This is a genomic window from Dapis hubbardiae BLCC-M172, from assembly GCF_050016015.1.
Taxonomy (GTDB): domain Bacteria; phylum Cyanobacteriota; class Cyanobacteriia; order Cyanobacteriales; family Microcoleaceae; genus Trichodesmium.
Map to the genome: position 1 here is coordinate 1 of NZ_JBNHEQ010000236.1, position 16,035 is coordinate 16,035.

The 16,035-nt window shown below is 37.0% G+C and carries 10 protein-coding genes; 7 read left to right on the forward strand and 3 right to left on the reverse strand.

Annotated elements, in window-relative coordinates:
* Nucleotides 1–948 precede the first annotated feature (948 nt).
* The 3 genes from purB to ACP6PK_RS21785 form a co-directional block, all read right to left on the reverse strand.
* Nucleotides 949–2,244, reverse strand: coding sequence for an adenylosuccinate lyase (gene purB / locus ACP6PK_RS21775; protein WP_426562590.1), 1,296 nt, complete (start codon nucleotides 2,242–2,244; stop codon nucleotides 949–951).
* Between the two features lie 287 nt (nucleotides 2,245–2,531).
* Nucleotides 2,532–2,711 (reverse strand): hypothetical protein, encoded by a 180-nt coding sequence (locus ACP6PK_RS21780; RefSeq protein ID WP_426562592.1) that lies wholly within the window; start codon nucleotides 2,709–2,711, stop codon nucleotides 2,532–2,534.
* Nucleotides 2,712–3,215: 504 nt separating this feature from the next.
* On the reverse strand, nucleotides 3,216–3,557 hold the full coding sequence (locus ACP6PK_RS21785) for a hypothetical protein (protein WP_426562594.1): 342 nt from the start codon (nucleotides 3,555–3,557) through the stop codon (nucleotides 3,216–3,218).
* Nucleotides 3,558–4,939: 1,382 nt separating this feature from the next.
* Between ACP6PK_RS21785 and sat the strand changes: the two genes are divergently transcribed.
* The 7 genes from sat (at nucleotide 4,940) to ACP6PK_RS21820 (ending at nucleotide 15,715) form a co-directional block, all read left to right on the forward strand.
* On the forward strand, nucleotides 4,940–6,115 hold the full coding sequence (gene sat, locus ACP6PK_RS21790; protein WP_094673680.1) for a sulfate adenylyltransferase: 1,176 nt from the start codon (nucleotides 4,940–4,942) through the stop codon (nucleotides 6,113–6,115).
* Nucleotides 6,116–6,628: 513 nt separating this feature from the next.
* Complete coding sequence (locus ACP6PK_RS21795; RefSeq protein WP_426562597.1) at nucleotides 6,629–9,046, forward strand: caspase family protein; 2,418 nt, start codon at nucleotides 6,629–6,631, stop codon at nucleotides 9,044–9,046.
* A gap of 752 nt (nucleotides 9,047–9,798) precedes the next feature.
* A complete protein-coding gene (locus ACP6PK_RS21800; protein WP_426562599.1) occupies nucleotides 9,799–10,290 on the forward strand; it encodes a Uma2 family endonuclease in 492 nt (163 codons plus the stop codon).
* A 461-nt stretch (nucleotides 10,291–10,751) separates the two neighbouring features.
* The gene (ahcY, locus tag ACP6PK_RS21805; protein ID WP_426562601.1) at nucleotides 10,752–12,029 is read left to right on the forward strand and encodes an adenosylhomocysteinase; all 1,278 of its coding nucleotides are present in this window, start codon (nucleotides 10,752–10,754) and stop codon (nucleotides 12,027–12,029) included.
* A 537-nt stretch (nucleotides 12,030–12,566) separates the two neighbouring features.
* Nucleotides 12,567–13,193, forward strand: coding sequence for an exopolysaccharide biosynthesis protein (locus ACP6PK_RS21810; protein ID WP_094671831.1), 627 nt, complete (start codon nucleotides 12,567–12,569; stop codon nucleotides 13,191–13,193).
* A gap of 819 nt (nucleotides 13,194–14,012) precedes the next feature.
* Nucleotides 14,013–14,567, forward strand: coding sequence for a COP23 domain-containing protein (locus ACP6PK_RS21815; RefSeq protein ID WP_246844001.1), 555 nt, complete (start codon nucleotides 14,013–14,015; stop codon nucleotides 14,565–14,567).
* A gap of 941 nt (nucleotides 14,568–15,508) precedes the next feature.
* Entirely contained in the window at nucleotides 15,509–15,715 is a 207-nt protein-coding gene (locus tag ACP6PK_RS21820) for a type II toxin-antitoxin system HicB family antitoxin (protein WP_426562603.1), read from the forward strand.
* The last annotated feature ends 320 nt before the right edge of the window (nucleotides 15,716–16,035 follow it).

Here is a 16,035-nt window from a genome sequence, read left to right on the forward strand (position 1 = left end):
AGGAGTCAGGAGTCAGGAGTCAGGAGTCAGGAGTCAGGAGTCAGGAGTCAGGAGGGATGTTCAACAATTAATAATTACCTCTTCTTATAAATAAGAGGATTGAATAAAAGGATTTTTTTTATTTTTTCTCTTGAAATAGAAGGCTTTATACCTTGATTTTTCGGTAAATTTAGAGAACGTAGAAGAAAGAATTATCCCTTAATTTTTATGCCCTTATCTGCCTAAAATACTCACTTTTTAACTTTTTATATGATGTGCCCCCTCCGGGGGAGCTACGAATTGCGGATAATCACTTATAATCAAGTTTTTGTTTGTAGAATAGCTCTCAGCCCCAAGTGTAGATAGGGCTGAAGCCCTACTACGAACTTTAATTATAATAACTATTTAACCTAATATAATATTATACCGAAAAGCTAGCACTTTTTTGAAGCAAAAAATACTAAAGCCTCGATCTGCCAATACTTTTAAATTTAATCAGCCAGCCCTAATGATTAATAATGCTTTTCGTGAAAGTTAATAATTTTATTTTGGTTGCCGAAAAAATAAGGTTTCAAGAATTTATAATTTATAATTGATAATTTATAATTACCTCTCCTTGAAAAGAAGAGGATTGACGAACAGTTCAATAATTGATAATTGATAATTACTTCTCCCTAAAAGGAAGAGGATTGAATAAAAGAAAATTTTTTTTGTTTCTCCTTGAAAAGAGAGGCTTTATACCTTGATTTTTTGGTGATTATTAATTATTAATCATTGAGTAATGTCAGCATTCAGCTATTAGCTTTTTAATGAATGAAGCAAGTATTAGTTTAACTTCTGCTACATTTTTTACTAGAGAATTGAAGCACAATAACGACGAATTTGAGTTGTAAACCTATACAATTCTGTCGTAGGAAATGTAGATTTTTGTTAGAAGCTGATAGCTGATAGCTGACTGCTTTTTGCTTACTAAATACCTAATCTTTGATAGACATCATCTAAATGTTTTAAATGGTGTTTCGGGTCAAAACAAGCTGCAATTTCTGCCTCAGATAACTGACTTTGAATCTGTTCATTTTGAGTAATTAAATCTTGAAAATTACCATTTGGTTGATTCCAAGCTTGATGAGCGCAAGACTGAACAATTTTATAAGCATCTTCTCGCATCATGCCTTTTTCTACTAAAGCTAAAAGCACTCGTTGACTAAAAATTACCCCTCCATAAACATTCATATTTCGCTTCATGTTTTCTGGGTATACCAACAATTTCTTAACTAACTCAGTAGTTTCTTTAAGCATAAAATGAGTCAAAATACAAGCATCTGGCAAAATTACCCTTTCTACCGAACTATGAGAAATATCACGCTCATGCCAAAGGGCAACATTTTCCAAAGCAGCAACAGCATGACCCCGAACAATTCTCGCCATTCCCGTTAACCTTTCTGAACGGATGGGGTTACGTTTGTGAGGCATCGCACTGGAACCTTTTTGACCTTGAGAAAAATATTCCTCAACCTCTAAAACATCAGTCCGTTGGAGGTTACGAATTTCCACCGCAAAACGTTCAATAGAAGCAGTCAATAAAGCAAGGGTTTGTACATACTCAGCATGGCGATCGCGAGAAATTACCTGAGTAGAAGCTGTATCCGGTTCAAGTTCCAGTTTTTGGCAAGCGATCGCCTCAACTCTGGGGTCAATATTTGCATAAGTTCCCACTGCTCCAGAAATTTTACCCACAGCAATATTCTGACGTAGTTGCACTAACCTCTGGCGATGCCGACAAACCTCCGCTAACCATCCCGCCAATTTAAAACCAAACGTCATCGGTTCCGCATGAATACCGTGGGAACGCCCAACCATGAAAGTTTCTCGATGTTGTTGTGCTTGATAGCGAATAGCTTGCCCTAACTCTTCCACACATGACAACAACACATCCAGACTCCCAACCATTTGCAATGCCAGAGCAGTATCCAAAACATCAGAACTTGTTAAACCCAGGTGAATATAACGTCCGACATCACCAACATATTCATTAACATTTGTTAAGAAGGCAATCATATCATGGCGGACTTCTGCCTCAATTTCCAGCACCCGCTCCCGGTCAAAATTTGCCTTGGCCTTAATTTCTACTACTGCCTCAGCAGGTATATAGCCAAGTTCTGCCTGAGCTTCACAGACAGCTATTTCCACTTGTAGCCAAGTTTTCAGCTTGGCATTATCAGTCCAAAGTTCACCCATTTCGGGTAAGGTGTAACGTTCTATCACACTCTATCTACAACTAAAACAACCGTTACATTTTACTACTGGCAACCATAAATGGGGATATTTTAACTAAACCTGTTTCCCTCTCAGGGAAAACGCATCTAAATTTTTTTGACAAATGACCAATACTACGCTATGAAAACGCGCTCTGTGATACATCTGATATCAAGCTCCACAAACCCTATTTTCAAGTGAGCGATAAAACTCCGTTCCGCTTAGGCGAACAAAAAACTTTCTCTTCCTTATAGAAGCCCTAACAGTATCTCCAAGAAATAGGTTCTGGTGGAGAATTAATTGATAAAAAATGGGTAATAATTGATTTGATGATGGGATGAGTGGCAGATATCTAATACACCCCATCTCCCCATCTCCCCATCTCTCCAAACTGCCCTACTCCCTACACTCCCCACACTCCCCACCCCCCATTTTAAGTACACAAATAGATCCCAAATGGGTTCTATAGAAGCCATTTGGGATCTCCGCAAAGGTGAGGGTTTTTGGCAAAGGAGTTATACCAACTACCATGCATTAATGCTATACTTCAGCTTGACTTCAGAAGTTAAATAGTTAGCAAGATTCAAAGTCTTTTTTTGACAATTATTAGTCGGTTAGTATAGGTTTTTCCTACTTTTAACCTCTCTCGTACGGACGCCCTTATGCAACGTCCCTACCCACACTTCCCACACTTCCCCACCCAATCATATATAGCATTCATGCATGAGAAATGGTATTAGCCGTAGGGGTGATTTCCTAACGGAAAGCTTTGCAGAATGCAAAACGCGAATCACCCGTACAGAAGTCAGGAGATTGAGAAATAAAATAGGGAAAAAAGTAGAATCTAGGCCCCCAGACTTCCCACACTCCCAATCTATAGGTTTCTATACATTCAAACTCTCTTCTCTTCTCTTCTCTTCGCACCTGACTCCTTACTCCTCCCTCATTATTTATAACTATTCAACCAGACATAATATTACCTAATTATTCAGTAATAATTCAAAAGATTGCCGTAAAGATTTAATATCTCCCACTCTTGCCACTAAAAGTTTATCTTTTCCAGCATCTTTTAAGCGATAATTCCAATACTGAACACTATCAGCGTTATTCATCCAAAAATTAATCACCGTTTCTACAACTTTATCTACTCTCCAACTACGATGAGTAGAAACAGTTTCTACAGATTTTAGAAACACATCTAGGGAACACTTATGGTGTCCTAAATATTCTACATTTAAGTTATTTTCTACTTGTAATTTTTGTTGTTGATTAAAAAAATGTAGGACTGGAGAAACACCTAAAAGTTCAAAAGTATATCGCATTTATCCTTTTCCTCCTCAGAATTTGTCAAATTATTATATATAGTAATCTCTTTTAGTTGTGAGATATTGTATCCTTAAAAAAAATAGAACAAGTCAAATTCTCATAACTGATTTAGGATTACTAAACTACCGTTAAAATTAGCACTCACCTTGAAAGACTGCTAATTTATCCAACTCTATAAAACAGATGCAAAACTTTTATTTATTGCTTGATATATCGTCAAAGTTTAATGGCTTACATTTAGCAATCTTCCATGATGAGTGCTAATAGTTTGCCTAATCAAATTTTGCGGTTTCAGAGCTTATATTATGATTTAGATAATACTAATTTAGTAAACTAGTTTTTGTCAAATTATTTACATTGTAGACAGTATATTTTTTACATAACTTTACATAGTCTGATTTTGAGTTTTTTTGATATCTATAAAGCAGTCCTATTTTGGTTATGTAAAAAATCTTTTAGAATCAGGGAACAGTGGTAAGAGTTTCAGACTTGATTATCTATATTTTGCTTTGATAAATCCTGCACAGATTGCGATAATCTTATCTAGTGTAGTGCCGTGTCAAGCTTAAAATAGTGGAATAGATTTTTGATGTCAAGCTTTGAAAAATCAGCATCCTACCATTTTTATAAAGTAACATTTAAGGCTTGACACGGCAGTAGTGGACTGTTTCAGCTAAAACTGTGCAATAGATTTTTGTTTCTAGGTGTCTTTTTCTCCCCACCCGGACCACACTTCCCACCCTCCCTACAGTCCCTATCTAACGCACCATTTTAAGATGAAACAACCCAGTAGTGAGCTTTTAAGTAGTCAGGACTTACACAAAATATTAAATTACACACCATCTGTAGGGGCGATTTCGTTCCGAATTGTCGCAAACGCGTTTTGCATTCTGCAAAGCTATCCTAGGTCATGCTCCGCATTTCCTGACGGAATGCTCCGCTTTCCATGTCGGCTCAAGCGCCGAAACGCTTTTTCCTGACGGAAATCGCCCCTACTCAATATGGCGGTTCTGCGTAAGTCCTGTGTAGTTATAAGACAAATCTGTATATACCTGATTTCCTGTCGCTTTTTCCTCAAAAAAATTCTCAAAACTTAAATATAAATGCTATATTAGTAGACTGTGATTTCTAAATACTTAGAGTTTTTCTATAACAACAAGATTACTGACTAAACTTGGCCTTATAGATAATTGTGATTAAGTCCGGTGAGATGACTACCACAAAAGAAGTGAGGAGAAAGAAAACATCCTTGAGAGCTACCTTGACCTCTATCTACTGCCAATAAGTAAATGAAGAGAGATGTACCTCAAAGATGTACGATAAAGATTAGAAAATTTAATCTTTCTCATATAGTAGTCAATAATAGAGAGGAATCACCTTGACTCAGTATCCAAATGGTATACCAGCACACGGTGGCCACCTAATTAATCGGATTGCCACACCAGCAGAACGACAAGAATTCATGGAAAAAGCTGAAAGCTTGCCAAAGGTACAATTAGACAAGCGGGCTCTTTCAGACTTAGAAATGATAGCTATAGGAGGCTTTAGCCCTCTCAATGGCTTTATGGAAGCAGATGACTATGAAAGCGTAGTCATTGATATGCGTCTCAAAAATGGACTGCCTTGGAGTATACCTGTAACATTATCAGTCTCAGAAGAAGTAGCAGATTCAATCAAAGAAGGAAGTTGGGTGCGTCTAGATTCTCCAGAAGGAGAATTTGCAGGAGTTTTAGAATTAACTCAAAAGTTCCGCTACAATAAAGCCCATGAAGTAACCAATGTTTATCGCACAGATGAAGAAAAACATCCAGGAGTGAAAGTTGTTTATGATGCTGGCCCAGTTAACTTAGCAGGTCCAGTATGGTTATTAGAGCGTCATCCTCACCCATTATTTCCCAAATATCAAATAGATCCAGCCGAGTCCAGAAAACTCTTCCTAGAAAAAGGTTGGAATACAGTAGTTGGTTTCCAAACCCGTAACCCCATCCACCGTGCCCACGAATATATTCAAAAATGTGCTTTAGAAACAGTAGATGGTTTATTTCTACATCCTTTGGTGGGTGCTACCAAATCAGATGACATTCCTGCTGATGTCAGGATGCGTTGTTACGAGATTATGTTAGAAAAATACTTTCCTCAAGACCGAGTAATGATGGCCATTAATCCTTCGGCTATGCGTTATGCTGGCCCACGGGAAGCAATTTTTCATGCTTTAGTGCGGAAAAATTATGGTTGTACCCACTTCATTGTTGGTCGAGATCATGCTGGGGTAGGGGATTATTATGGAACTTATGATGCTCAATATATCTTCGATGAGTTTGAACCCGGAGAGTTAGGTATCGTTCCGATGAAGTTTGAACACGCTTTCTACTGTACTCGTACCAAAGGTATGGCCACAAGCAAAACAAGTCCAAGTATCAAAGAAGAAAGAATTCATTTATCAGGGACAAAAGTACGAGAAATGTTACGTCGGGGTGAGTTACCACCACCAGAATTTTCACGACCAGAAGTAGCAGCAGAGTTGGCTAATGCAATGAAAGCTCAGGCAAATTAACAGAAATTTTTCTGGTATAGCCCTCAAAGATAAGGCATAATTAGAAAATGGAGGCGGGTTATGAAAGTTATACCTTAGTTAAAGGTAAGCTTTAAACCCGCCTCTAAGAGTTAGGTAAAGAAACTCTGATTTTGGCAGTTAAGCCAGTTAAAAAGGATACTTAATTTATACTAATAAATTAGCTATTGAATATTACTGTAATTGTTCTATACAATTGCCTCAGTTAATATATTCTAACTGTTTAGATGGATAGTGAGTCAGATGAGAGACTGAAGCAGGCATTTTGGCACGAGCATCAAGTTATCTCTAAGAGTTTTTTTAACTGGATGACTGGTTAAAATCCGATCAGAAAGACGCACAAAACTCAACTCGTGAGTGGGCTTTGTTGCATGAAAGTAGCGATCGCCCTTATTGATTAAGGACAGAATGCGTCAATTATATAGAAAATTAATACTGTTGTTATATTAAAGTTCTTGCTTGACTCAGTTAAAGGTAGGAAATTAAGGAAGAAGAATGGGATTAAAGCGGCGGGAATTTCTGCAAAGGGCTAGCTTAGCCCTAGGAGCATTGGGAATAAATGAAGCAGGGTGGTGGCGTCTCCAAAGTCGTTACTCAGAAGCCTTAGCTCAAACTACAGGACGTAAATTAGCATTTTTAGTAGGTATTAATGAATATCCAGATGCACCTCTGTCTGGGTGTGTTACAGATGTGGAGATGCAGCAGGAGTTGCTAATTCATCGGTTTGGTTTTTTACCTACTGATATTCTCACTCTCACAAATAAACAAGCTACTAGGGAAAATATAGAAACAGCTTTTATTAATCATTTAACTAATCAAGCTAAACCAGATGACTTAGTTTTATTTCACTTTAGTGGCTATGGTAGTCGTGTCAGTAAGATGATTGATGAGGATGAAGATAATGAGTTAAGTGCCTCAAATTTAACATTTCAAAATACTCTAGTACCAATAGATGGGATAGCTCCCAACGATCGGGGTAGAGCAATAAATGATGTTTTACAAGAGACTCTATGGTTATTATTGTGCTCTCTCTCCACCACAAAAGTCGTAACTGTATTAGATACTAGCTATGTATATCCGGGTAAAAATTTGCAAGGTTCTCTAAGAATTCGTTCTCGACCTAGTTCAACTACAGAACAAATTAATATTAAAGAGAAAGCAATACAAACGCAACTTCGCGATCGACAAAATATTCTAGGAGAACAGGAAATCTATGAAAGCCAACTGCCAGGGGTAATTCTTAATGCTAGTCAAGAGAGCCAATTTGCTACTGAAACTGACTGCAATGGTTTGAGCTACGGTCTATTTACCTATGCTCTTACCCAAACTTTATGGTCTACAACCCCTGTAAGCAAACTACAAATTAGTTTTTCACGAGCCGGTAGCTCCGTAGAACAAGTAACTGGAGCTAATCAGCAGCCAGAGTTGAAACAAGCAAAACAACAGAAAATTGCTCAATCAACAGAAATAGCTACTATAACTCCAGTAACTATTAGTTATCAAAACCTATTGAGTCCTTCATTACCACCTGCTAGCGGTGTAGTAACTTCAGTAGAAGATAATGGCAAAACAGCAAATCTATGGTTAGGAGGATTACCAATTAGTATTCTTGATACAGTTAAATCTAATTCCCTATTCACAACCTTACCTGATTTAGATTCAGATCCAAACTTTCGATTACAAATTCGGAGTCGAACTGGCTTAAAAGCAAAAGCTTCCGTAATCATTGAAACTAATAACAGCTCACAACAATCATCAGAACAGCAGCAAGAAGAGTTTCAGAACGATGAAAATACCAACCAAATACAAAAAAAACCTCAAAAATCTCCTCCTAATTCTCAACTTTTAGCAGGATCGCTGGTACGAGAAAAGATTAGAGTTGTGCCTCGACCTATGGATGTAATGATAGCTCTAGATCCTAATATGTCAAGAATTGAGCGGGTAGATGCTACCAGTGGTTTTTCAGCAATACCTCAAGTTACTGTAGTGCCAAATACACAGGCAGCAGATTATGTATTTAGTCGAGTTCGGGAAACAACTATTGCTCAAAGTCCTTCAGCACCTCTACCCTCCATGTCTCAGGGTCGTTATGCTCTATTTTCTCTAGGTCAGGTGCTAATACCCAATAGTTCAGGAGAAGGAGGAGAAGCAGTCAAGGTAGCAGTACAAAGGTTAAGTTCCCAATTGAAAACTTTGCTGGCAGCTAAGATATTACGCTTAACTAATAATGAAGGATCTACTCAAATTAAACTTAGAGCTAACTTAGCTACTGTTACTCCAGAAGCAAAGAGCGTTATGCGTCGAGAAACTTTCGGAATTAGCGATGGGGAAAAATTTCAAACTAATAGAGAAGAAGATGTAGGCAAGTTGGGAGTTTCTGATGGATTACTAACTTTACCTATTGGCAGTAGAATTCAATGTCGATTATATAATGATGGCGATCGCCCAGTCTATTTTATGTTATTCATTTTAGACAGTAGTGGGCGCATTCTTGTTCTCGATCCAACTATATCTAATCAACCTGGGAATAATGCTCAACTTTCACAAACAGGTATGGTTATTTCTCCGGGTGATAGTATAAATATGCCTCCGGTGATTAGCAATTCTCCTAGAGATACAGAATCTTTTGGGTGGAGAGTAATAGGTCCTGAAGGATTATCAGAAATTATGATTCTCTCTAGCCATGAACCATTTAAGGAAACAATTGCAACTCTTGATGGAGAGGTGCGTCAGGTTAGAGACGATCGCCTAATTAAAGAAGTATTAAATCCTTTAGCAGTAGCAGAAGCAGTGTTACGAGATTTACAGAGTGCCAGTCAATCAACTATTCAATCTACTGGGTTATCAACGGATGATTATACTCTAGATATTAATAGTTGGGCAACTCTAAGTTTTGTTTCTAGAGTTGTTTAAAACAATACTTTGTACTAAAAACTAGAAAATGGTGATACTAGGGGCTTGATTAGCCCTTTTTTATTCTCTGTTGCAATCAAAAGCAGAGCAATTATACCAAATCAGTTCATTAATTGATAATTGATAATTGATAATTGATAATTACCTCTGGTTAAAACCGCACGGGAATTGAACATAAGGAAATTCAAGAGCACTTTTCTCTTGGTCGAGGGATGGCGTTAGCCATCCCATCCTACGGAATGCTTCGCAAACGACCGCTTTTTCCCCTATCCAAGGGGAGGCTTTAAACCATAATTATTTAATTATTAATAATTAATAATTCGGTAATATAAAATAATATCATGTCCGCTGGTATCGGAGCGTGTAAAAGTTGAGTAAATATTTACCTAATTTAAGGTTTTTCCTTTTTTCTTCCTTCTCTCCTAGATAACTCAAGCCTTCTTCCTTCTTCCTTACCTTGCCTATACAATACCGATGCTACCGGACATGATATCAGGCAAATATCCAAAAATAGTGTGTTGATATGATGTTAATAACATCATTATCTTGCCCTAACTGTGCCTCAAACCAGACCGTCAAGAACCGTAGAATTCATAATGGACTGTGTGGTTTGTTTACTTGAAAAGCGCTATAAATTTATTAAAGCTATGCCGAAAACAGAGACTCCTTTAACATTTCGCCTATGGACAGTTGATGAATACTATCTGATGGCTGAAGCAGGAATATTAGCTCCAGAGGAACGAGTATAATTAATGGAAGGGCAAGTAATTAGAATGGCAGCAAAAGGCATTGCTCATGTTATAGCTGGAAAGCAAATACAGAAATTACTAGAAAATCTTTTGGCAGAGAAAGTTTTAGTCTGGACACAAGACCCTATTCGATTAAATAATTATTCTGAACCTGAACCAGATATTGCTCTTGTCATGCCACCTCTAGAACGTTATTTAGACCATCATCCAATAGCTTCAGAAGTTTATTTAATAATTGAGGTTGCAGATACAACTTTCAGAATTGATAGGGATAAAAAAGCAAAAGCTTATTCTAGATCGGGAATAGCAGATTATTGTATTTTAGATGTTGTAGACCGCCAGTTGCACGTTTTTCGCGAACCTTCTGAAGCGGGTTATCAAAACGAGATTATTTTTTCCGAAACAGAGAGTATTTCTCCTTTAGTATTTCCTGATGTAAGTGTGATTGTAAGTCAAATGTTACCGAAAAATAAAGCTTTAAAGGAGAGGCTTTAAAGGAGAAAAAGCGGTCGTTTAGCGTTCCGCACAACCCGCGTTTTTCATGTTGCGGAGCAAAACGGCTTTCGCCGACATAAAAAACGTTTGCGATAGCATTCCGTAAGGAAAGTTTCCCCCTGAGTGGGATGGGGAGTTTTCCTGCTCTTAACAGAGCCGCTCCGCTTTATATGTTGCAGAGCAAAACGCCATATCCAATCTCCCCTTGAAAAGAAAAAAATTTCCCTTTTAACCAATCCTCTTATCTTCAAGAGGAGGTAATTATTAATTGTTGAACACCAGTTATCGCGTAACTATACTACCGATTCTTCATCAACAAAGCTTACATGATTTTATCAAATTGACATAACATATATTGGTATGAATGTCAAAATAAATTTTGTCGTATTAACACTCTTGATCGAGTTATGCAAAATTGGTTAAACTAACTAAAGATTATGATATATTAAGGAAATAACTAAATGGTTGCAACACCAGTCCAAATTAAACACGAAGTTAAAGACCAATCCCTGGCCCCTCTAGGAAAGCAAAGAATTGAGTGGGCAGGTAGAGAAATGCCTGTTTTACGCCAAATTCAAGAACGGTTCGCCAAAGAAAAGCCATTAAGCGGAATTAAATTAGCAGCTTGCTGTCACGTTACAACCGAAACTGCTCATTTAGCGATCGCTCTCAAAAATGCTGGTGCTGATGCTGTCTTAATTGCTAGTAACCCTCTATCTACTCAAGACGATGTAGCTGCTAGTCTAGTAGTTGATTATGGTATTTCTGTGTTTGCCATAAAAGGAGAGGATGAAGAAACTTATCTGCGCCACGTTGAAACTGCTTTAGACCATAGACCTAATATTATTATTGATGATGGTAGTGATGTTGTCGCAACTCTAGTAAAAAATAGACAAGATCAACTTCCTGAACTCATTGGTACCACTGAGGAAACTACTACAGGTATTGTTCGTCTCCGAGCAATGTTTAATGATGGGGTGTTGACTTTCCCTGCGATGAATGTTAATGATGCAGACACCAAACATTTCTTTGATAACCGCTACGGTACTGGTCAATCTACTTTAGATGGTATCATCCGTGCTACTAATGTTTTATTAGCAGGTAAAACTACTGTTGTTGTAGGTTACGGATGGTGCGGTAAAGGTGCAGCTCTACGCGCTAGAGGTTTAGGTGCAAATGTAGTTGTAACTGAAATCGATCCAGTTCGCGCTATTGAAGCTATCATGGATGGTTTCCGTGTAATGCCAATGGCGGAAGCTGCTCCTATAGGCGATTTATTTATTACTGTTACTGGTAATAAGCACGTTCTTCGTGGGGAACATTTCGATGTGATGAAGGATGGAGCGATCGTTTGTAACTCCGGTCACTTTGATATTGAAATTGACCTGAAGACTTTGGGTGAAAAAGCTGATGAAGTGAAGACAGTTAGACCTTTCACTCAACAGTATAAACTCAAAAATGGTAAGTCTGTAATTGTATTGGGTGAAGGACGGTTAGTTAACTTGGCTGCTGCTGAAGGTCATCCTAGTGCAGTTATGGATATGAGTTTTGCTAACCAAGCATTAGCTTGCGAATATTTGGTTAAGAATAAGGGTAAATTAGAGAATGGTTTACACTCTATTCCTGTGGAAGTTGATAAGGAAATTGCTCGTTTGAAATTACAGGCAATGGGTATTGGTATTGATACTTTGACTCCTGAACAAGTTGAGTACATGAATTCCTGGACTGTTGGTACCTAATTAAGAAGTAGAAGTTAGCTATTAGCTAGCCTCCTACGGAGGAACTGCCTCTTACAGAGGAGCTTCGCTAACGCTTTTTCCTTCGGAATGCTAGCGCAAACATTTCGCGCAGCTAAACGTTAACAGCTTCTCAAGGTGTTTAATGGGGGTTTTAATCCCCATTAACAGTTACTACTAATTTTTCAATCAGGTATAGTGGGAGACTGTTAACTTTGAATTTTTACCAATAGATAATTTATAATTTATAATTAATCAATTCGGTTGAAAACCTCTCCTTTTAAGGAGAAAAAAAGTGGTAGGAGATTTCGTTATCTTCAATCAAGTACAGTTTTAACCAGAGGTAATTATTCATTATCCATTATCAATTAATTAAAGAGTATTTTGTCAGGCAAAGCTGATAGCTAGTTAGATATTAATTCCTATTACCAGGAAAATTTTTGGCTTTATTTTAGTTTAGTTTTAAACAGTAATTTATGCTGTAGGGGCTTGGTCACCAAGCCCCTACTTATTAAAATTTATATTATTTAAGATAAATCTATGGCTAAATTATCTATAGAATTACAACGATATTTTTTTGATGAAGAATGTGCTTCTAAAGTTACTTTGGGAGATATTATTGATTTGGCTGGAGAAAGAATTTTTGGCTTTTTATTCGTGATTTTGTCTCTGCCTTCTGCTTTGCCTGTTCCTGCTCCTGGTTACTCTATTCCTTTTGGTATTTTATTACTTTTATTGGCAGTTCAACTAATAATTGGTTCTAAAACTCCGTGGTTGCCTAAGAGTTGGTTAAATAATTCAATTTCTCTTGAGAAAGTACAAGGTGTTTTGAAAAAAGGTATTCCTTGGTTACAGAAAATTGAGGTGATATCTCGTCCTCGCTTGAGTTATATTTGTACGAGTTTTGTAGGTAGAATTATTATTGGTTGCGCGATCGCTCTGATGGCTATTTCGATGATGATTCCTATTCCGGGTACTAATACTTTACCAGCGATCGGGATTTTTGTTACTGGTTTTGGTTTGTTGGATGATGATGGTGTTATTAGTTTGGGTGGGTTGGTGCTTTGTGTAATGGGGGCGACTTTAAGTGGTCTAATTGTGGTTTTTGGTTATGAAGTTGTCAAAGGTGGAATTGAGTTAATTAAAAATTCTCTGACTGGAGGTTAGGAAATTCAGTTATCAGTTATCAGTTATCAGTACCTCCGGCGAAATTAGAAGGCTTGATGCCTTATTTCATAATCTTCAGTGCAGGCATCTTGCCCACGAATGTTATACCTGATATACCTGACTGAGATGAAATTCTCTATATCCTCAAAATAGCCGAAAAAATTTTCAGCAAAAGGTTTTTAATATTTATTTGTGCTATTCTGTATATAGTGGGGAAGGTGTGCTCTTATATAGAAGCCATTTGGTATCTCAAAAAATAGGGAATAGGGAGAAGTAATTGATAATTTATGGGTAAAAATTGATTTGATGATTGGATGAGTTGGAGATATCTAATACTCCCCATCTCTCCATCTCCCCATCTCCCCATCTCCCTCCTCTGTTTTTAAATAGATCCCTTTAGGGGTTCTATATTGGCTTATCCAATCCCATAATTATCACTTCACCAGACAAAACCCCCCTAATTATATTTTGCTTCAATAATTAAATTAACGGCATTGCTGAATAAAAGTATGATTTTACAGGAATGGTAGGGGCGAATGGCCATTCGCCCCTACAGGAGTCAGGAGCTAGAAAGGAGCTTTTTCCGCGCCTTAAAGAAGGAAAATAATAGGTCTGACTTACACCGCTATTTAGGAATTTCATACCATGTTTCAGCAAACCCAATTAACAAAACTCTTTCCTTAATTGTATTTTAATAATTCAACCTTTCCGTAAACTGTTCAGACAAAATTGGATAAAATCTTAGGAGTTTATGGAGTTTATATTTCAACATCCTAAAAAAATATTTATAGCGACTATATATATAGATAGGAGAAAATCGTGAGTTTGAGACGAGATATGAGAATTGCAGCAATAGGAGGAGTAGTAGGTCTGACAATTCCTATAATTTCATTATTAATGGATGTGGGCACCTTAGGTATTGAAATTGTTCAAAGTTGGTCACCTTTGTTAGTGAAAAAAACCGATCAGTTTTATTGCGAATTAAGAGAAGATACTAATATAAATGGACAAGTTTGGACGGTCATGTATGACAATGGTAAAAATAGACAACCCTGGTTAGGTATGCTGAGAGGTATGGATGGAAACTGGAAACCACTTGAACGATGCGAAAGAGTAGCAGGGCGGTTAAATAATTTTCGGGAAGATGGTTTAGTTGCTCTGGAATATCGCGATGACCCCAAAACTCCAAACCAAGAGGTTATTTGTGCAAAAACTGAGTTAAGTGGTGATGGTTGTCCGTTATTGTTGACTTTGGATGTAGGGGTGGATGGTTATCACGCGTTGCGAGATATAATTGAAGCGTTACGAAATGGTACGACTGTTTATCAGAATAGTGAAGGAATATTGGCAAAGTCTAATTCTTCTAGAGAGTGACCTGTGTTTTTTTTGGAGCCTTTTTTGGTAAAGGAAGATCGGTTGGCAGTTCAATAATTAATAATTAACAATTAATAATTAATAATTAATAATTACCTCTTCTTTTCAAGCAGAGGATTGTTTAAAAGGGAAATTTTTTTCTTTTTTATCTTGAAATAGAAGGGTTTAAAACTTGATTTTTCGGTAAATAGAAATAGTAGGGTGTGTGACGGCATCCTCTTTTTGATTTAGGGGGAAACTCAACAAATTTTGCCGTCACGCACCTTTTTTTATAGATAAAATAATTAATAATTAACAATTAATAATTAATAATTAATAATTAATAATTACCTCTTCTTTTCAAGCAGAGGATTGTTTAAAAGGGAAATTTTTTTCTTTTTTATCTTGAAATAGAAGGGTTTAAAACTTGATTTTTCGGTAAATAGAAATAGTAGGGTGTGTGACGGCATCCTCTTTTTGATTTAGGGGGAAACTCAACAAATTTTGCCGTCACGCACCTTTTTTTATAGATAATCTGATGGTGCCTTACCCTGATTGTTTATATTTTGTTTATATTACAATTGAACTCTAGAAATATTTTTATCTGGAAAAATGCCCAAAAAAGTTAGAGAATTAAAACAAATCTTGCAAAAAGCAGGATTTTAACTCTTAACTAAACCTGGGAAAGGTAGTCATTCCTATTTGTTTCACCCACTTCTGGCTAAACCTTTCAAGAATTTAGAATTAAGAATTAAGAATGCGCGAATTACCTCTCCTTAAAAAGAAGAGGATTGACGAACAGGAAAATTTTTATTTATTATCCCCTTAAAAGGGGAGGCTTTAAACCACAATATTTCGGTAATTTTTTCTGGTAAGGATGGAAGTGATGGCAAGCTTTATCAGGAGAAAGATGTCATGGCAGTGTTAGAGGAACTTGCTAGGTTAGAGGAAGGAGATGTCTAATGAAATATAGTATTTTAATTCAATGGTCTGAAGAGGATAAAACTGATATTGCTAGTTTACCTGAATGGGGGAAGTGCGCTCAAACTTATGGTGAATCTTATGAAGAAGCTCTGGAAAATGCGAAGCAAGTTTTGGCAGATTTAGTTTATGCTTATGAGGAAATGGGAAAACCTCTGCCACAGCTACAGAATTTACAAACAATTTAATTTGAATAGAGAGCGATCGCTATCTTGAAGTCAGAAGTTAGAAGTCAGAAGTTAGAAGTTAAAATTCTTGTTGTGACTAATCTTTTGGATGGTGAGTAACTTATATCGAACGCTCGATATATTTTATTCTACTTTCAGAGAAAAGCTGGTAACTGAATCTAGCGATCGCCATCTTGAAGTTAGAAGTCAGAAGTTGAATTCTTGCTATGACTAATTTGGATAAATGAGACCTCATATGACTTCGTTAAAATTCATTCTGGTTTTTGTTGACCATCAAGGTATTAGGGTTTGGAGACCAAACCCCTACAGTTACTTCAGTT